We start from the raw sequence: 19,725 nt of genomic DNA on the forward strand, positions 1-19,725 counted from the left end.
TTCACTAATATACTAGGACTCATTATCACAGCGTAACGATTTAGGTTACCCCGCCATTCAATGATCCGATTTAACGACTGTATAACCAGAACTGCGGACAAAGATAAGTTTCTCTCTATAGTTAAGCCTTCTGGATTAAAATCATCAATCACATTAAATAATCGGCAGCTCCGTCCGTCAGTCAATTGGTCATGCATAAAATCCTTTGACCAACATTCATAGATGTTCTGGGAACCGCTAATGAATCAGGTTTCACTCGTTTAAAGCGTTTTTGTGGGGCTTTATTCGTAAATTCTAAGTGTGAACTTGCTAGTACGTGAACGCCAGTAGCGTATCTTGCAGTAATTTAATACTGATGCGGCGGCAGTATTACGTGATTATACCCTGCTGACTATTCTTATCCGTAATCTGCCTGATAATCCCATTCTCTATAGTTCTGAATACAGTATTATTAATTCCTGTAATAATATTGCCTCAAAAAAACTAAACGTCTGTATGAACGCTTTTTCCGGCCGACAGGGCAAGAAAATAGTAGCAGTGGCTTGGGGTTGTCTATTGTTGATGGGATTACCCAGCTGCACTGGCTGCAATAAAATATAGTAAAGATTAGAAAGTATAAAATAAAACTATTAATTTCCAAGTAAAACTACAACGAAAAACATCATAATACAATGCATTCTTACTTAAATGACTTAATTTAATTTAAAATAATAAATTCTTATTGTCATTATTAAAAATCTATATAATCGAAAATCTGATGCAATATCTATATATACTATCTATACAATAATTATTTTTATATACCAAATTAATTATGAATAGCTAATGTATACTAGCTATTTGAAAAATATTAATATTTACAAGATATAAAATAAACTATATTATTTAATAATTATTTTTACATTGAAAAAATCATGAATAATTTTTTAAAATATATTTCATTAATGTTTATTGGCTTCAGCATTTCTGGCTGCGCTCCTTATGAATTAGCTCAGCTTCATCCTATCGGCAAATTTGAAAAAGACATGCCGAAAAATGAGCGATCTGTTCATTTAATAGGTTTACAAAAAGATATATATGGAAATAAACTGTCAGCATATCTGAATACCAATAATAGCTATTATAGAGAACTCTACTTATATCCTGTTCCTGATGAATTATACGTTACATGTAACGAGCTAATAGGTAACGGATCAAGGCTCGAAGGTAGTCGATATATAAAAAATACTAAATTCAAACCTGGAAATACTTATTACATATATTGTGAAAAAGGACCTAACCGTTCATTCCGTGTTGTTTCTATTGAAAAAAACATTGCGGATAATCTTAAGGAAAAAGAACCGGATAATTCAAATAAAGTTATCTTTATTACAAATGGCCGTAATCCTAAAACTATGCTTATATGGCAAGGAACACAAATTACAGGCTTAGTTGACTGGGATGGAAAGCTAAAAACAAAAGCCGAATTGGTTGGTCCAAGAGATTCTATTACTGTGTTTTGCCGGGCTCAAGATTTATATTTCTCTTTAAAAGGTAATTTTAAAGCAGGCAAAACTTATAAAGTAGAATGTTCTAACAAAACTGATGCAAATGGATACCCAATCGTCGATATTACTAGTATAAATTAATGATATATATAAATCTTGCAGTAAAATTTTTAAAAATTTATTTCTGTAATGGATTGCAATATATTACTGTAAAATTAAAATATGATTATAGTACAATTACTTAAAATAAATTATCAGTATATTGTTCTATAATCATATTAAACTTTTTAAGGAAAATTAATATGAATACTAACCAAAAAGAAATATATAATATTCAGTCTTGGGCAAATGTTCGTGAAACTTCTATTGAGATTGCCGAGGCTATTTTTGAATTAGCAAACAATGATGAAAAATTAGCCGAACAGATTTGGGAAGAAGGAAGCGATGAAGTTTTAAAAAAGGCCTTCGCTAAAACAAAAGCTGATAAGCTCTTTTGGGGTGAGCAAACTATCGAAAGAAAAAATGTTTAGTTAAATACTATAGGTCATATTATTATCTTTTGCCAATTGAAATACACAAATTTATATCAATGTGTATTGTCGAATAAATGTAATAAGTATGTTCAGTCAGACATAGCTGTTCATATAAAGCAGTTCTATTAAGGCTAATAATATCAATTAGAAAAAAAGCAATTAATTTACTTTCTCCATGGAATGAAATCACAATATATATTATGTTTTTGTAGACAATCAAAAAAATCTAGAGTGAATTCTTTAAATTTTGTGTTTTCCAACCTAGCCTATCCTGCTAATACACTTGCTAAGAGACAATTTTCTTGTCTTAATTTGTTAAATATCTGCTAAACAGCACAACCTAATCAGCTTATTGCTAATTTATATTGAAACTAAATTAGGGATTTATCTTCTTTTATTAAACTATCTTATTTATATTAAATTATGTTTTACTAAATAGATTTAAGATTATTATAAAATTTTCTTATTATTTATTAGTTAATTTTTAAATTAAGTATATTTATTCTTTATAATATAATGAAATAATATAAATTGAGCAATTGAATATAGCTAATTATCACTGAAAATGAATAAAATTGTAATTGATAAAACTATAAAAACACCATAATTTACTTACCATTAGTCTAAATATCGTAAGTATAATAATTATTATAAATACTATAGATATAATACTAACAGCATAACATTACTCACAGCGGGATAATACAGTTTTGACAGAAATAATCATATACTAAATGAACTATATAGTTAATAATTAAGCTGCATCATAATAAACATTATGATGCAGCTTTTAAGGCAGATATTATGTCAATTAAGTAATTTAACAGATTTAATTCTGCTAGATTAACATTAAAAATTTTAGTGATAAAATTTTTAAATATTATTATTCATTTTCAAGAATTACTCGTCGAGTAGGCTGATTTTCATCAATTTCAATTTTTCTCAGCTTATCACAACTAGGAGTACCAGCCATATCTTTGAACGGAGACTCCAGCTCTCTTTGGCAATTCTGCTTCAGACTCAATTTATCAAACTGAGATGGTTTATATGCAAATACATTACTAACTGAAAAAGATAATACCATTGTTAATACAATAAAATTTAAACCAGTTTTCATTTTTATTTCTTCCTCATTTAAAGCAAAAATTTGACCTGCATACATTTCCAAATAGCAGACAAGTTATCTAAAATCGCATATTTTATATATGGCTCCCTCTTTACTCAATCAGATTTTATCATCATACTACTATTGATTAGCCAGTAATCGTTAATTAATATGGTTGCCAAACCCATATTTTCAATCTCTTTGACATAAAATTTATTAAATTCTATCTGTTCATTTAGCCATCCTATCATAGGATAAAAATAAATGTAACCAGAATAATGGAACATTAGAATGTAATAGCCAGTTGTTTATAATATTGATTAAACCTGTTAGAATTATCTTTCAAATAAGAGATCATTTCAGTAAATATATATTTGATCACATAAATTGATATATATTAAGTATGCTCATCTAATGCGCCTATCGTCTAGAGGCCGAGGACACTACCCTTTCACGGTAGCAACCGGGGTTCGAATCCCTGTAGGCGTGCCATTCGTTCTTACTATGATCCGCTTTTGCATTCACAATCCGTTCGGGTAAATAGTTTATAACTATTACCCGTCAAATATTTCAATATTTTCTATAAGCGATTGTAATAAAATTATTTTTTCGAACATTCTTTATATTTGTTATGCTATCCCGCAGAGCTTTAACAGCTGAATTAATTTAAATACAAGAGGGCTCCACAAAGACAGTTTCAGCAGATATTTTTCCTGTTTAAATAAAAGAGCTATTTCTCTTTCATCTTAATTTGATATTCATTTCATAATTGGACTTACTTCATCTAAGCTGCTTTCAATTGCATTTATTACCGCATCACGTTAAGCTTTACATTATTTAGCTCATTCTCAACGAATTAAATTTGCTCTTTTCGTTCAAAATTTTTTAAACATAAAGGTTAGACGTTTCTATTTAAAATAATTTAACTATATTTCAATAAAAAAATAAGATTAACAAAAATAACTTAAATTTGTAATATACTTAAATAAATTATAGTTACTTAATAAGAAGAAACTATGTATGTAAAAATTATGCAGCGGGAGGGAAATATTATGATTTTGAGTTTTGTCCTAGATGTGCAGCGTTTATTTTAATAATCCTTGAGGCAATCGGCTAGTTAAGTTGTCCCCGCATTTCTGATCAAGTACGCTGGTCGGTATCAGCTTCAAAGATCAGCATCTGGTAAGGCAAACGCTGCAATGTTGTTATATGTAAATTACCGGCATAAATCAGTTTAATCTTCACAATACCTAGCTGATTTTTTCTTTAGTATATAAAACCTACTAACTCACGGTACTTGTAGCTTCTTCGCTCACCTGCTCGCCCCCTGTCAACGTGGCACCAGGTGCGGAATGCATCGGATGTGCATTAACAATAGAAAATATAAATTTTCCAGTCTCCGGACTGATAATGTGAATATCAAAATTTACTATAATAAAAGAGATATTATTACAACAAATATAATGAATTTAGAAATCAGAGTTAGTTGAAATATTAATTTGCAATAACAGTTTATTTGACAATGTGTTTCAATTATTACTGTATTCATTTTTATAATAATATTTGTTACATAAAAAATTATTCTCTATAAGAATATATAAAAAAATACTAATAAAATATATACACAATAATAACTTATATGATTTCTATTAACATTAGATATTTTCGAGACAGCTAGTATTGAAGCTATTTTTTTTATTTTTCTTAAGTATGATGGCATATAAATATACTGTAGAATTATTTTATTTAAGTCTGTATATCTCAGAGATATACAAAAAACAGCGCTTTTTATGCGCTGTTTTAATTAATTAACTGTTATTTTTTTATTATTTGCCGTACCAGAATTGCCATAAATGAAATAAAGAGAAGTAAACCTAATAGTTCTCCAATTTTATCCCAGCCCTGCAAATTCAAAGCCAGCGGAGATTCGCCGCCACCCAGAGCAATAGATGCAACAATTACCATAGCCATTACTACACCTACGATACTTTCACCGACTATTAATCCAGCAGCCAGTAATGTACCACGACGATCTGTGGCTTTAACCTCTTTCTCCTGAATAGCTGGATCAGTATGGCGCTTTTTGATATAACGCAAACATAAATAGGATAATACTGTTCCGATAAAGATTGGCATATTGACGGAAGCCGGCAGATAAATACCCATACCCACTGCCAGCGGAGGTACACTCCAGCCCGGACGAAGATATTTGACCACTACATCAAGCACAATCAGGAATACACCCAAAAATACGCCTGCTCTGATGTATGCCCATTCCAGATTGTGAGAAAAAATCCCTTTGGCAATAGTGGTCATCAGAGTTGCCTGCGGTGCTGACAGTGCCTGAGCAGCATCCATTCCGGCACGTGGTAAGGCTCCGGTAAAACCATAAGCGTTATACAACAGTTCAAGTACTGGTGAGATTACTATCGCACCAACAATGCTGCCAATAATTAGTGCTACTTGCTGGCGCCACGGTGTAGCCTGAACCAGATGGCCGGTTTTTAAATCCTGCAGATTATCATTAGAAATAGTGGAAATGGCCATAACCACAGAAGCAGTAAATAATGCTAAAGCTGTCATAAACTGATTACCACCAGCTTGTGCGAAAATACCGCTAGACTGACCAATCACCATGAATACCAGCGATATAATGATGATTGAAACTATACCGATACTGGATATCGGGCTGGAAGAAGAACCAATCAGACCAGCCATATAGCCACTGGCTGCAGCCACAAGAAAACCTATAATGAAGGCCATGATGGTGGCACACGCAACTAAAGCACAGGCCAGTCCGAAAGATATCGGCGCAGTGGCAATAAAGCTGTAAAAGGTAGCAACCAGAATGATCAGAGTAGCCACTACAATCAGCATCATGGTTTTAGGTGATAAATCCTGATTTACTCGCTCCTGTGTTTTGCTGGTTTGTGAATCCGATCCAAAGGCCTGAAAAGAAAGTTTCATGCCTTCAAGCATAGGTTTGAAAAGGGTAATTAATGTCCAGATTGCAGCAACAGCGATGGCTCCGGCGCCAATATAGCGGACTTTGGTTACCCAAAGTTTAATTGCAAAATCCATCATTGAAACATTTTCAGGCATTGCAGTGGTGCTGGTGAAATATGGTACGGCTATTCCCCATGAAAAAAACATGCCTAGCAGTACAGCAATACCACCGGTAATACCTACCAGCCAACCGGCACCCAACAAAGCCAGTGAAAAGCCCATGGGCACCTGAAATATGGCTCCGCCTACTTTAAACCAGTAACTGGCACTTTCACTGATTACGCGTAAGCCGCCAGCCAGAAAACTGAAAATACCGGATAAAATACCACCGGTAACAATCTGTTTAACTCCGCTTTGCGGTGAATCTTCATCATTTTCCTGTGGTTGATTGTGGTCACCAGCCTTGAGTATTTCAGCAGCGGCTAAACCTTCCGGATAAGGTAAATCACTATTAACAACCAGTACATGGCGTAAAGGAATGGTGAAAATAACACCAAGAATACCGCCGGCAACGCATATCAAGGTTGTCTGCCAGAATGGAAAACCCTGCCAGTAACCAATCATTAACAAACCGGGTAGAACAAAGATAATTGAAGACAAGGTACCGGCCGCCGATGCCTGTGTTTGTACCATGTTGTTTTCAAGAATATTTGAACCATGAAAGCATTTGAGTACAGCCATAGAGATTACGGCAGCAGGTATGGATGAAGCGAATGTCAGGCCAACTTTCAGCCCCAGATATACATTAGATGCAGTAAATATTACTGTGATTAATGCACCTAAGATCATGCCGCGAACAGTAAGTTCGCGATACTGATCGACCGCCGATGAGGTGGTTGAGGGGTGTTGCATGTAATAACTCCATAAAAATGCGACTTGGAATAATAACAATAATACTAAAATTTCTGGATATTTATTTATCCTTTCACGACCGCAATTTTGGACAAAAAGTTGCATTGTACAAACTCATTTGTAATTTTTCTTTATGTTTAAAGAATTTAATGTAAATTAAGTTTTTTATTTTTATTCTTAGTTTAAATAAGATTAATTTTACTCAATTTCCGGATTCTGATTTCAGCACTTATTTTCTTTTTAACTGTTGGTTGTCAAGCCTATTGTGGATGTCTATACTAAATTTTTTTTCTGGCTGTATATTTGTCATGCTTTCTGTTCTGGTTTTACAACATACGGATTTACGTCTATGCGATTTATCCCATTTAAACGCAATTATGCCGTCAAATCCGGAATATACATTTGATAATTCTGTGCTGCGGCTGCCGGTTAGTGTTGATTTCGAATTATCTGAATCAGCACAGACTCAGCTGATTGAGCAAAAAATTGATTTTGCTATTTTGCCTGATCAGAGTTTTGCAGACTTAGGATTAATTGTTAGTGATATGGATTCCACTTTGATTACCATTGAATGTGTGGATGAAATTGCTGCCGGAGTGGGATTACAGGCACAGGTTGCGGCCATCACCGACCGCTCAATGCGCGGTGAAATTGATTTTGAGCAATCGTTACGGGCGCGTGTAGCTTTATTGAAGGGTTTACCGGTAGAAGAATTAAAACAGGTTTATGAACATGTACTGAAACTTTCTCCGGGTGCAGAATGGCTGTTGCAGCAGTGTCAGAAACATGCAGTTAAATTCATGCTGGTTTCCGGTGGATTTACTTATTTTACTCAACGGCTGCAGCAACAATACGGACTTGATTATACTTTTGCTAATCAGCTGGTGATACAAGATAATGTTCTGAACGGAGAGCTGGCAGGCAGAATTATTGATGCTCAGGCTAAAGCTGATTTACTGATTCAATTCAGAGAAAAACTTGGACTAAACCCAATGCAGGTACTGGCAATGGGTGACGGTGCTAATGATATTCCGATGCTACAGGCAGCCGGTTTTGGAGTTGCCTACCACGCTAAACCGAAAACACAGGCTGCAACGTCTATTAATGTACGCTTTGGCGGTCTGGACGCCGTACGTAAGTGGTTTCGCTGATTGATAACCGCAGACAACCTGCAGAACAGTGATAAAACCAAATGCAATTAAATTATAATTTAATAATAATCATTTAATTAGTTTGCAGATGCTTTCAGGAACACATTTATGTATCCAATAACTGAACCATATCAGTCCGGATTATTGCAGGTTTCTGCAATTCATCAGATTTACTGGGAAGAAAGCGGCAATCCGGCCGGTAAACCAGTTATTTTTTTACATGGCGGGCCGGGAGCCGGTGCCTCGCCTGCATGCCGCGGTTTCTTCAATCCGGAAAAATACCGCATTATTATTATTGACCAGCGTGGATGCGGTCGTTCCCTGCCCTATGCCTGTATTGACGACAATACTACATGGGATCTGGTTGAAGATTTAGAAAAAGTTCGCAGGATGCTGCACATTGAACGCTGGCAGGTATTTGGTGGTTCATGGGGGAGCTCACTGGCACTTGCTTATGCTAAAACTTATCCGCAAAGAGTCAGTGAGCTGATACTGCGCGGTATTTTTCTGTGCCGACCACATGAAATTGCCTGGGTTTATCAGCAAGGCGCAAATCATATTTTTCCGGAAGCATGGGAGAATTATCTCGCACCGATTGCTGAAGATAAACGGCATAATTTAGTAGATGCCTATCATGAGTTGTTATGCCATCCTTATACGGATGAAACAACTCAGCTCAATGCAGCTAAAGCATGGGCCCAATGGGAAAGTAGTATTGTACATTTAGAGCATAATCAGGCTGGTATAGACGAATATAATGATCCGCAACGTGCCTTGGCAATTGCAAGGATTGAAAATCATTATTTTGTCCATCGCTGCTGGCTGGCAAGCGAATTTGCCTTACTGGAAAATATTCAGATACTGGCTGATACTCCGATTGTCATTGTTCAGGGGCGCTATGATATGTGCACACCGATTGAAAGCGCATGGGAATTGCAGCAGGCTTTACCGCATGCCAGACTGGTAGTCACTATGGCTGGTCATTCTGGCTTTGAACCGGCAAATCAGGCTGCTCTGGTGGCTGCTACCGATGCTTTTGCCAGTTTATAACATTTACTTCGGACATTTCTTGCAGGTCTGAATATATTCAGACCTGTTTTATTATCAGAAATATTATTTTTTAATCAGCATAAATATTTCGAATATTAATTTCTTCCCATACAAAGTATCAATATCTTTTAAAGTTAAGCTATTAGCTCAGCTTCATTAACAACTTCAGTACTTTTACGGCTTGCATTATTTTTCATTTTACTATCCGTGAGCTTGATTCTGGCCTGTTCTCAGAAAAACCGATAATCCCGAATTTCTTAATCATTCTGTGCTTATCGTATACAAACGCTCTGATTGGATGAATGTTATTAATAATCTGGAAATATCATCCGCAAAAATTAAAACAATTCGTTCGTTTCCGCTGCCAGGCAGCTGTAAACAGTCTGTATTTCCAGTGTTTTAACCAGTATTAGTTTTAGAATCTTATGTATTTGTGATGGAATTAATTCTGACATAATTACTTGATTTATCCATAAATAAAGTTGACTAAAATTGTCGGGTATTAGATAATTCATACATTGTCAATCTGTTTCGGGTTTTGTCATGCGTTTAACCACCAAAGGGCGTTTTGCCGTCATTGCCATGCTGGATTTAGCTATGCATGCGCAATCTGGTGCAGTAAACCTGACTGCAATAAGTGAACGCCAGCGCATTTCCCTGTCTTATCTTGAGCAGCTGTTCGGAAAATTACGCCGTGCCGGGCTGGTAGAAAGTATTCGCGGGCCGGGGGGCGGCTATGTACTGAGTCATGATGCTGCTCAGATTAATATTGCAGATATTATCTCTGCAGCGGAAGACACTCTGGATGCTACCGTTTGCGGCGGTCATGCTGATTGTCAGGATGGTTCACCCTGTCTGACACATGACTTATGGGCAAATCTGAATAAAACCATAGACAGCTATCTGCGCGGCATTACTTTGCAATGCATTCTGAATCAGCGAACTTACCATAACAACAGTAATGAAAAAAAAAGCAACCCGGAGCAGCCAGTTACCTTAATTAATCTGCATTAATACTCCGGCGCAGCCATAGATATTTAAAGAGAACACGACAATGACCATAAAACTTCCTATCTACCTTGATTATTCAGCTACAACACCGGTTGATCCGCGTGTGGCTGAAAAAATGATTCCTTACCTGACGGAATTTTTTGGTAATCCGGCATCCAATAGCCATAGCTTTGGCTGGCAGGCAGAAGAAGCCGTAGAAAATGCACGCAATGAAATTGCTGCTTTGATTGGTGCGGATTCTAAAGAAATTATCTTCACTTCAGGAGCCACTGAATCTGACAATTTGGCATTGAAAGGTGCGGCACAGTTTTATGCTAGTAAAGGTAAGCATCTGATTACGGTCAAAACTGAACATAAAGCTATTCTGGATACCATGCGAGAGCTGGAAAGAGAAGGCTTCGAAGTTACCTATCTGGGTGTACAGGAAAATGGTTTGATTGATATGGCAGAGCTGGAAGCTGCTATCCGTCCTGATACAACCTTAGTCAGCGTGATGTGGGTAAATAATGAAATCGGTGTAATTCAGGATATTGCAGCTATCGGTGCACTTTGTGCTGAAAAAGGAGTTATTTTTCACGTCGATGCCGCTCAGGCTACCGGTAAAGTTCATATTGACGTAAAAGCCAATCAGATTGGTTTGCTGAGTATGTCTGCACACAAAACCTACGGTCCTAAAGGAATTGGTGCTTTGTATGTACGCCGCAAACCCCGTGTCCGCCTGAATGCACAGATGCATGGCGGCGGGCATGAGCGCGGTTTCCGTTCCGGCACACTGGCTACTCATCAGATTGTCGGCATGGGTGAGGCATTTCGTCTGGCGCGTCTGGAAATGGATAAAGACAATGCTCATGCTAAAGCACTGCGCGACCGTTTCCTAAATGCAATTAAAGGTGTTGAAGAAGTATATATCAATGGTGATTTACAACATCGCGTTTATCAGAATCTGAATATCAGCTTTAATTTTGTTGAAGGTGAGAGTCTGATTATGGCTGTTAAAGATATTGCTGTTTCCAGCGGATCTGCCTGTACTTCCGCAAGTCTGGAGCCAAGCTATGTACTGCGCGCACTGGGTCGCAATGATGAGCTGGCGCACAGCTCTCTGCGTATTACATTCGGACGTTTTACTACCGAAGCCGAGATTGATTATGCTGCTGAACTGATTAAATCCAAAATCGGTAAATTACGCGAATTGTCTCCATTGTGGGAAATGCATCAGGAAGGCATTGATTTGAGTAGTGTCGAATGGGCAGCACATTAATCAGCTCAGACTGAAACGATATATTCTGCCCTGCTATATCGCAGGGCTGCACACTAAAAACAGGTTATCTGCTGCGAATATAAAAGCAATTGTAGTTATTCTGGCATCAGAAGAATTGTAAAAGGAACTTATTATGGCCTACAGTGACAAAGTCATTGATCATTATGAAAATCCGCGCAATGTCGGCTCTTTTGAAAAGGGTGACCAGAGCGTGGGTACCGGTATGGTAGGCGCACCAGCCTGCGGCGATGTAATGAAATTACAAATCAAAGTAAGTGATAACGGTATTATTGAAGATGCCAAATTCAAAACTTATGGCTGCGGTTCTGCTATTGCTTCTTCAAGTCTGATTACAGAATGGGTTAAAGGTAAGAGTCTGGATGAGGCTTTGGCTATTAAAAACAGTGCCATTGCTGAAGAACTAGCATTACCGCCAGTAAAAATACATTGTTCTATCCTGGCAGAAGATGCTATTAAGGCTGCTGTAGCTGATTATCGAAAAAAACATAACGAGTAATATGATGATTTTTGGCAGTACCGCAAATAACAACGAACCCACTACTGAAAATAATGACAATCAATCGGTTAATGCAGTACGCCTAAACGATATCAGAATGTGTACCAGTCAATTTTGTCTGGAATGCGGTGAATCAATATCATCTGAACATCAGCTTCAGTTTCCTGGTACACGTTTTTGTATTAACTGTGAAGAAAATATTGCCATTAAGCGCTCATTTCTTTCATCTTACAAACGTCGTTTTAATCATAATTGTAAAAACCCTGAAGGTACTGCATAGTAAATTCAGGACAAATTTCCAACAGGTGAGAATATGATTTCTCTGACTGAAAAAGCCGCTAAGCATATTAGCAATTATCTGACCAAACGTGGTAAAGGCGAAGGTATTCGTCTCGGGGTTAAAAACAGTGGCTGTTCGGGTATGGCATATACTCTTGAATTTGTTGATAATATCCAGCCGGAAGATCTATTGTTTGAACAACATGGTGTCAAAGTATTTGTTGATCCTAAAAGCCATGTTTATCTGGATGGTACTGAACTGGATTTTGTTAAAGAAGGATTACAGGAAGGTTTTAAATTTGCCAACCCCAATGCCAAAGATGAATGCGGTTGTGGTGAAAGCTTTCATGTTTAAATAAATAACCCTATTGCCGGAATGTCGTAATTCTGCTGGCTGATAAGCAAAATACAGCATTACAGCCAAATTTTGCGAAAAGCCTGTTTTTCATGTCCGGTATCTTTAGCTTTGACCCAATTTTCACCATAAAGGTGAGCCACATGAACCAATACTTTGCGCTTTTCCAATTACCTGAACAGTTCAATATTGATGATAAGCAACTGGAGCAGAATTATCGCTTGCTGGCAGCACAGTGCCATCCGGATAAATTTGCTGCCAGAAGTGCTTTTGAACAAAAGCAGGCCATGATGATGGCTGCTACCGTTAACGAAGCTTATCGTATTCTGAGCAATCCGCTTGACCGGGCTGCATATTTATTGAAACAACGGGGAATAGATGCGGATGCACCTGAGCATACGCACTTTCCGGCTGAGTTTTTAATGCAGCAGATGCAATGGCGTGAAACACTCGAAGACGCCCGTGCAGAAGCTGATTGGACAACACTGAAAGAACTTGCAGCCACTATTGAGCTCGAACAAACCGGCTTATACCAGCAACTGGATGCGGCCTTTATACAGAATCAGCCGGAAAAGGCAGCAGAGCTGGTACGCCAGGGGCGTTTTTTACACAGATTACAAAGTGAAATTCAAGCTGCGCTTCCCTGATATCATCAGAATCAATGTATCAGAGATATGCTTTGATAAAAAATCGAAGTATTAAGTAATATTTAAGAAATCAGGACTAAATTCAGATTATGGCTTTATTGCAAATTGCCGAACCCGGCCTTTCCGCTGTACCGCATGAACATCGTCGTGCTGTAGGCATTGATTTAGGCACAACTAATAGCTTAGTTGCAACCGTACGCAGTGGTTATGCCGAATGTCTCGCAGACGAACAGGGAAGGATTACCCTGCCCTCTGTTGTCCGCTACCAGCAGGATAGCGTACCGGAAGTAGGCACAGATGCATTAAAAGCACAGCGTATTGATCCGGCCAACACCATCAGTTCAGCTAAACGTCTGATTGGCCGTACTCTTGAAGATATCAAAAATCAGTCTGAAACCCGTTATCTGCCCTATCATTTTACTAATGATGAACGCATTATCAGCATTCACACCCGTGCAGGAAATAAAACCCCGATAGATGTCTCTGCAGATATTCTCAGTGTTTTGAAAACCCGTGCAGAAAACACACTCGGTGGTGAACTTGCCGGCGCAGTGATTACCGTACCGGCCTATTTTGACGATGCACAGCGCCAGGCAACCAAAGATGCTGCCCGTCTGGCCGGTCTGCATGTTTTACGCTTACTGAATGAACCCACCGCAGCTGCAATTGCTTATGGTCTGGATAATGCCGCTGAAGGAACATTTATCGTTTATGATCTTGGCGGTGGAACATTTGATGTTTCAGTTTTAACCTTAAGCCGTGGTCTGTTTGAAGTAAAAGCAACAAACGGTAACAGTGCTCTGGGTGGTGACGATTTCGACCAGCGTTTGTTTTGCTGGTTGCTGGAACAGAATAAATTATCACAGTTAAATGCACAGGATAGCGCATTATTACAATCACTTTCACGTGCAGCCAAAGAAGCTCTGACAAGTGAAACTTCAACCACCATTGCCGCCACTCTTTCTAACGGACAAAAAATCCTTACTGATATCAGCCGTGACACCTTTCATCAGCTAACTCAGCCTCTGGTAGCCAAAACACTAGAGCCGGTTAAACAGGCAATGCGCGATGCCGGCATCAGCAAAAGTGAGATAAAAGGGGTAATTATGGTAGGCGGAGCTACGCGCATGCTGCATGTACAGCAGGCTGTAGCCACTTTCTTTGGTCAGACTCCACTGAACAACCTTAATCCGGATGAGGTTGTAGCATTGGGAGCTGCGATGCAGGCCAATGTACTGGCAGGTAATAAAAATGATGATGAATGGCTGTTACTGGATGTAACTCCGTTATCACTCGGGCTGGAAACTTATGGCGGACTGGTTGAAAAGGTTATTCCGCGCAACAGTACCCTACCTACAGCACGCGCTCAGGATTTTACAACCTTTAAAGACGGGCAAACAGCCATGATGATTCATGTTGTACAGGGTGAGCGTGAATTAGTCACAGACTGCCGCAGTCTGGCACAATTCACACTCCGCGGTATCCCACCGATGGCCGCCGGAGCAGCACGCATACGGGTGACATTTCAAGTTGATGCCGATGGTCTGCTTTCTGTTTCTGCCCGCGAACAAACTACAGGAGTACAGGCTCATATTGAAGTAAAACCTTCGTACGGACTTGACGATAGCGTTATTACCCAAATGCTGAAAGACAGTTTTACTCATGCACAAACCGATGCCAGACAACGTGCCCGTACAGAAGCCACAGTAGAAGCAGAAAGCATTATTGCGGCGGTCACCAATGCACTGTCTATGGATGCTGACTTACTTAGCCATGATGAACAACAGGCTATTCAAACTGCACTGGAACACACCCAACAACAAATCCAGCAAGGAGATGCTCAGGATATTCGTGATGCTATTCATGCATTGAATCACGCAACTGATGAATTTGCCGCCAAACGCATGAACCGCAATATCCAACGAGCTTTGCAAGGTAAAAACGTCAGAGAAATCTGATATTTCAAATGCAGACAAATTGAATTGTCTGTCAATACAATGGAGATAACCTCATGTTAAAGCTATATTACATACCAAATACCTGTGCATTTGTACCGCATGTGGCACTAGAATGGAGCGGACTTGAATATACCGCTGAAGAGGTAGGTCGCGACACAATCAAATCGCCGGAATATCTGGCACTGAACCCTCAGGGGCAAGTACCATTACTGACTGACGGCAACTGGGCACTGCGTCAGAATGTGGCAATCATTGATTACATCAATGATCTTGCACCGGATAAAGGTATTTATGGCGTTACAGCACAACATGATCCCAAAGCACGCGCTCTTGCCCGCCAATGGCTGGCCTTTGCCAATTCTGATTTACACATGAGCTTTAAACCTTATTTCTATGCAGCACGCATGGTAGATGATGAAAAAGCACAGGAAAATCTGAAGGCCTATGCTAGCGCTGCTCTGAAAAATTTATTTTCCTTTGTTGATAATATTCTTGCTCAGCAGAATTACCTGACTGGCGATAATATCACTATTGCAGATGTTTACATTTTCATAGAAGCACATTGGACAAAAAGATGTAACATTGATCTGAGCGCATATCATAATCTGAGTAAATTCTATCAGCGCGTAAGTGCTGATACCGGTGTATCCACCGTACTGAAAGTACAAGGTATAATTTAATAACATTTTCGGCGTGAATGGTTTTATTTTAAAACCGGACACGCCTGCTTTATTTAGAAACACGGAATTACCATGCCCAAAATTACTGTACTGCCCCATCCTCAACTCTGTCCTGAAGGTAAAGTTTTAAGTGACATTCCCACAGGAACCAGTATTTGTGATGCATTACTTGAGCATGATATTGAAATTGAACACGCCTGCGAAAAATCCTGCGCCTGCACAACCTGTCACGTTCTTATCCGCAAAGGATATGATAGCCTGCCTGAACCGACTGAACAGGAAGAAGATTTACTTGATCAGGCATGGGGGCTGGAAGCCGATTCACGCCTAAGCTGTCAGGCACGTCTGGCTGATAGTGATGTTACCATCGAAATTCCCAAATATACCATCAATCATGCACGTGAAGAGCATTAACCTTACTTGATAAGAATACTCTCTAAACCGATTGATTTAATAATATTTTTTAATTATCTAATTAAGTGCAGGCTTAAACCATGAAATGGACTGATATACACCGAATCGCCGAAGAGCTGGCCGACCGCTACGAAGACATCAACCCTGCTAACATTCGCTTTACCCAGCTGCGTGATCTGATACTGGCTTTGCCAGAATTTGATGACAATCCGGAGCACTGCGGCGAGCGCATACTCGAAGCTGTTCAGCAGGCATGGATTGATGAAATTGCCTGAATTTAGTCATCTAAACTTATCAGAATATCCGTACAAATAATGATGTTACAGATGATGTCCGGCTTATAACTGAAACAAACCGGTTGCCAACTTCTATAGGCAACCGGTTTGTTTAATATATAAATTAAATCACTAAATCTTATCAGTTTTTCTGCGTCGCAAGCGCCAGCTGCAAAATTGCCAGCAGCGATTAAATACATGCCGGTAAACAAAAACCGCACATAATAAGCAACCACCGGCAGAACCGGCACAAATCAGAAACATAGTGAATAGCTGAAACCTGATTGCCTGATCAGGAGAGGCACCGGCCAGAATCTGCCCGGTAATCATACCCGGCAAGCTTACCAACCCCACTACACTTAACTGATTAATTGTTGGCAACATCCCTGCTACTACCGCTGCACGCGCAGTATCCCGATAAGCCTCCCAGCCTGTAGCACCCATAGACAGCATCACTTCTACACGAGCCTGCTGCTGACGTAAATCCTGTGTTAAACGGTCCAGACACAATGCTACAGCTGTCAGACAATTACCCAATACCATCCCCAGAAGGGGAATCACATACTGCGGTGAATACCATGGGCGGATATGCAGTACCGCATATAATCCCACAGCAGCACTTAACCACGAAGCCAGCCATACAGATGATAAAGCATCACGGGTCAGACCACGATATACATAACTGCCCCGCGAACGCGCAGAAAAACCGGCAATTACAGTCATAACAACAATAATCAGTAGTACCCAGTACCATTGATTAGAGGCAAATATCCATTTTAATAACAAACCTACAACGGACAGCTGTACACTAGCCCGAACTGCTGAAATCAGAATACGCTTTGTCAATCCAAGCTTCAGCCATAATGAAACACCGGCACTCACCAGAATCAGCAATGAAGCCAGAGCCAGTTCTGCAACACTAATATAATTAGTTCCCTGCATTATTGCCTCCCGCCAGTGGTGATTTTCTGGTGTGAGTAATCCGTCCGGCATCCAGATACCAGATTTCATCACCTACCTGATTAATCTGCTGCTCACTATGTGAAATCCAAATATAGGCAGCCTGAGGATTATCTTCTTGCCATTGACCGACCAGCTTTTGTACGGCCTGTGCCGAATCTTCATCCAGAGAAGCCGTTGGCTCATCCAGCAGCAAAACCGGCGGATTTAATTGCAATATACGCAACAGACACACCAGCTGTGCCTCTCCTCCGGATAAATCCGTTGCATCCCGTTCCAGAAAATTACCATCTTTACCCAGACTCTCTAACACCCGCTGTACATTATCCGGCTGAAATTTTTTATGCTGATAATGATGCAAAGTAAAAGGTAAAAACAGATTATCACGCACCGTACCCGGAATCAGCACCGCCTGCTGCCGTACATAAGCGATCTGGCTGCGATGCTGTGCAATACAATGTGCATTCAGACGAACCGGCTGATTATGACAATACAGCGTGCCCGAAGCTGGTAAATCCAGCAGAGAAATCGTACGTAAAAAAACCGATTTTCCTGCCCCGGATGCACCGCTGATTGCCACACGTGCTCCAGCCCAGAGCTGAAAATCGATATCCTGTAATAACATCCTGCCATCATCATGGGCACGCTGACACACACCCTCACCGGATAAAATCGGCGTATTCATGATGAGCCACGCAGTTCTTTCGGTAGAACAAACATAATATTTTCCTCCACACCAGCACCTTCGGTAACTGTCGGGTATCCCCAGGAAACAATAGTTTGTACAACATCATTCACCAGTACCTCAGGTGCTGAAGCACCGGCTGTAATACCAACCTGATGCTTACCACTGAACCACTGTGTTTGCAGACAGCCGGCATTGTCAACCATATAGGCATCAACACCCAGTAATGCTGCCACTTCACGCAAACGATTACTGTTCGAACTATTAGGAGATCCCACCACAATCACCACATCACAGGTAGCAGCCAGTTTTTTCACTGCATCCTGACGATTGGTGGTTGCATAACAAATATCCTCTTTATGCGGACTTTTAATGTGAGGAAAACGCTGTTTTAAAGCGGCAATAATACCGCTGGTTTCATCAACCGAAAGCGTTGTCTGGCTCACATGCGCCAGCTTTTCTTCATTGCGGACCTGTAAACTTGCCACATCAGCAACTGTTTCCACCAGCAACATCACACCCGGCGGCAATTGCCCCATCGTTCCTTCAACTTCAGGATGGCCTTTATGACCAATCATAATAATCTGATAACCCTGTTCATCCAGCCGTGATACCTGTCGGTGAACCTTAGTTACCAGAGGACACGTAGCATCAAAAATACGAAAGCCGCGTGCAACTGCTTCCTGCTGTACAGCCTGAGAGACACCATGAGCAGAATAAATCAGCGTCGCATCAGGAGGCACATCATCCAGATTTTCGATAAATACCGCACCCTTATTGCGCAGATTATCAACCACAAACTTATTGTGTACTACTTCATGCCGTACATAAATCGGAGCACCATACTCTTCCAGTGCCCGTTCTACAATACTGATAGCACGGTCTACACCAGCACAGAATCCACGCGGATTGGCCAGTAAAATCTTTTTGTCACTCATTAAACATCCCGTTACCTGGCTGAATTCATCACAGACAAATCAATCAGACCGCCTTTTTCTTCTGATGGAAAATACTTTCCAGCACCAGCAACACCGCACCGACACAAATCAGGCTATCAGCAACATTAAATGCCGGATAAAACCAATTATGGTAGTAGAACAATAGAAAATCAACCACATGCCCGTGCACCAGCCGGTCTGTTACATTACCTGCGGCCCCTCCTATAATCATGGCTGCAGCAACTTTACCCAGCTTTGCGAATTCGTCACGGATAATTGCACGCAACAGATAAACACAAATCACCAGAGCCAGTCCCATAAAAAAGAATTTTTGCCAGCCTCCGGCATCTGCAAGAAAACTGAACGCCGCGCCGGGGTTATATGTCAGTGTAAGATCAAAAAAACCCGGTATTACCGTAATTCTTTCCAGATATTGAATATGGCATAAAACCAGATATTTTGTTAACTGATCAGCTATCAGCCCCGCAATAATAATTGCACCATATAAAAACAATTTTTTACTCAGCATAACCTTCCCTAAAAACCAAACAGGCGTAACCGGCC

At 39.7% G+C, this 19,725-nt stretch carries 20 protein-coding genes, 1 tRNA gene and 1 pseudogene; 15 read left to right on the forward strand and 7 right to left on the reverse strand.

The annotated features are described in order from the left end of the window. Positions 1-15 precede the first annotated feature (15 nt). A pseudogene (locus tag H3T84_RS12130) lies at positions 16-294 on the reverse strand (DDE-type integrase/transposase/recombinase); the annotation flags it as partial. Between the two features lie 620 nt (positions 295-914). Here H3T84_RS12130 and H3T84_RS05995 point away from each other — a divergent pair. After that, positions 915-1,628 (forward strand): hypothetical protein, encoded by a 714-nt coding sequence (locus H3T84_RS05995; protein WP_198218533.1) that lies wholly within the window; start codon positions 915-917, stop codon positions 1,626-1,628. A 161-nt stretch (positions 1,629-1,789) separates the two neighbouring features. After that, complete coding sequence (locus H3T84_RS06000; RefSeq protein WP_198218534.1) at positions 1,790-2,017, forward strand: YccJ family protein; 228 nt, start codon at positions 1,790-1,792, stop codon at positions 2,015-2,017. Positions 2,018-2,903: 886 nt separating this feature from the next. Here H3T84_RS06000 and H3T84_RS06005 read toward each other — a convergent pair. Continuing rightward, a complete protein-coding gene (locus tag H3T84_RS06005; protein ID WP_037475634.1) occupies positions 2,904-3,182 on the reverse strand; it encodes a hypothetical protein in 279 nt (92 codons plus the stop codon). A gap of 359 nt (positions 3,183-3,541) precedes the next feature. Between H3T84_RS06005 and H3T84_RS06010 the strand changes: the two genes are divergently transcribed. After that, positions 3,542-3,617 (forward strand) — tRNA-Glu (locus tag H3T84_RS06010). A gap of 1,323 nt (positions 3,618-4,940) precedes the next feature. Here the strand turns inward: H3T84_RS06010 and H3T84_RS06015 are convergent. Further along, on the reverse strand, positions 4,941-6,983 hold the full coding sequence (locus tag H3T84_RS06015) for an OPT family oligopeptide transporter (RefSeq protein WP_198218535.1): 2,043 nt from the start codon (positions 6,981-6,983) through the stop codon (positions 4,941-4,943). Positions 6,984-7,291: 308 nt separating this feature from the next. Here H3T84_RS06015 and serB point away from each other — a divergent pair, with 308 nt between their 5' ends. The 12 genes from serB (at position 7,292) to iscX (ending at position 16,578) form a co-directional block, all read left to right on the forward strand. Continuing rightward, complete coding sequence (serB, locus tag H3T84_RS06020; protein WP_198218536.1) at positions 7,292-8,134, forward strand: phosphoserine phosphatase SerB; 843 nt, start codon at positions 7,292-7,294, stop codon at positions 8,132-8,134. Between the two features lie 108 nt (positions 8,135-8,242). Continuing rightward, positions 8,243-9,184 (forward strand): prolyl aminopeptidase, encoded by a 942-nt coding sequence (pip, locus tag H3T84_RS06025; protein WP_198218537.1) that lies wholly within the window; start codon positions 8,243-8,245, stop codon positions 9,182-9,184. Between the two features lie 543 nt (positions 9,185-9,727). After that, positions 9,728-10,198, forward strand: coding sequence for a Fe-S cluster assembly transcription factor (locus H3T84_RS06030; protein WP_025330177.1), 471 nt, complete (start codon positions 9,728-9,730; stop codon positions 10,196-10,198). A 40-nt stretch (positions 10,199-10,238) separates the two neighbouring features. Further along, on the forward strand, positions 10,239-11,453 hold the full coding sequence (locus H3T84_RS06035) for an IscS subfamily cysteine desulfurase (protein WP_084547433.1): 1,215 nt from the start codon (positions 10,239-10,241) through the stop codon (positions 11,451-11,453). 133 nt (positions 11,454-11,586) lie between these two features. Then, positions 11,587-11,970: a Fe-S cluster assembly scaffold IscU gene (gene iscU / locus H3T84_RS06040; RefSeq protein ID WP_025330175.1), complete on the forward strand. Its 384-nt coding sequence runs from the start codon at positions 11,587-11,589 to the stop codon at positions 11,968-11,970. 1 nt (position 11,971) lies between these two features. Next, on the forward strand, positions 11,972-12,250 hold the full coding sequence (locus tag H3T84_RS06045) for a hypothetical protein (RefSeq protein ID WP_037475645.1): 279 nt from the start codon (positions 11,972-11,974) through the stop codon (positions 12,248-12,250). A gap of 33 nt (positions 12,251-12,283) precedes the next feature. Continuing rightward, positions 12,284-12,604, forward strand: a complete 321-nt coding sequence (gene iscA, locus H3T84_RS06050) for an iron-sulfur cluster assembly protein IscA (RefSeq protein ID WP_025330173.1) — start codon at positions 12,284-12,286, stop codon at positions 12,602-12,604. 143 nt (positions 12,605-12,747) lie between these two features. Further along, on the forward strand, positions 12,748-13,251 hold the full coding sequence (gene hscB / locus H3T84_RS06055) for a Fe-S protein assembly co-chaperone HscB (protein ID WP_198218538.1): 504 nt from the start codon (positions 12,748-12,750) through the stop codon (positions 13,249-13,251). 89 nt (positions 13,252-13,340) lie between these two features. Then, on the forward strand, positions 13,341-15,209 hold the full coding sequence (hscA, locus tag H3T84_RS06060) for a Fe-S protein assembly chaperone HscA (protein WP_198218539.1): 1,869 nt from the start codon (positions 13,341-13,343) through the stop codon (positions 15,207-15,209). A 53-nt stretch (positions 15,210-15,262) separates the two neighbouring features. Then, positions 15,263-15,889, forward strand: coding sequence for a glutathione S-transferase family protein (locus H3T84_RS06065; protein ID WP_174832975.1), 627 nt, complete (start codon positions 15,263-15,265; stop codon positions 15,887-15,889). 72 nt (positions 15,890-15,961) lie between these two features. Beyond that, positions 15,962-16,303 carry an ISC system 2Fe-2S type ferredoxin gene (fdx, locus tag H3T84_RS06070; RefSeq protein ID WP_025330169.1) on the forward strand — a complete coding sequence of 114 codons (342 nt, stop codon included), beginning with the start codon at positions 15,962-15,964 and terminating at the stop codon, positions 16,301-16,303. Positions 16,304-16,383: 80 nt separating this feature from the next. Beyond that, a complete protein-coding gene (iscX, locus tag H3T84_RS06075; protein ID WP_041880649.1) occupies positions 16,384-16,578 on the forward strand; it encodes a Fe-S cluster assembly protein IscX in 195 nt (64 codons plus the stop codon). Positions 16,579-16,710: 132 nt separating this feature from the next. On the opposite strand, the gene fetB is transcribed toward iscX, so the two are convergent. The 4 genes from fetB to lspA are packed head-to-tail and all read right to left on the reverse strand — an operon-like array spanning position 16,711 to position 19,690. Beyond that, a complete protein-coding gene (gene fetB / locus H3T84_RS06080) occupies positions 16,711-17,589 on the reverse strand; it encodes an iron export ABC transporter permease subunit FetB (protein ID WP_198218540.1) in 879 nt (292 codons plus the stop codon). After that, positions 17,507-18,223 (reverse strand): ATP-binding cassette domain-containing protein, encoded by a 717-nt coding sequence (locus H3T84_RS06085; protein WP_084553189.1) that lies wholly within the window; start codon positions 18,221-18,223, stop codon positions 17,507-17,509. The genes fetB and H3T84_RS06085 overlap by 83 nt, the downstream gene beginning before the upstream one ends. Then, positions 18,220-19,161, reverse strand: a complete 942-nt coding sequence (gene ispH / locus H3T84_RS06090) for a 4-hydroxy-3-methylbut-2-enyl diphosphate reductase (protein WP_037475651.1) — start codon at positions 19,159-19,161, stop codon at positions 18,220-18,222. The genes H3T84_RS06085 and ispH overlap by 4 nt, the downstream gene beginning before the upstream one ends. Before the next feature lie 43 nt (positions 19,162-19,204). Continuing rightward, the gene (lspA, locus tag H3T84_RS06095) at positions 19,205-19,690 is read right to left on the reverse strand and encodes a signal peptidase II (RefSeq protein WP_037475735.1); all 486 of its coding nucleotides are present in this window, start codon (positions 19,688-19,690) and stop codon (positions 19,205-19,207) included. Positions 19,691-19,725 lie beyond the last annotated feature (35 nt).

The organism is Snodgrassella sp. M0110 (assembly GCF_016101465.1).
Lineage (GTDB): Bacteria > Pseudomonadota > Gammaproteobacteria > Burkholderiales > Neisseriaceae > Snodgrassella > Snodgrassella alvi.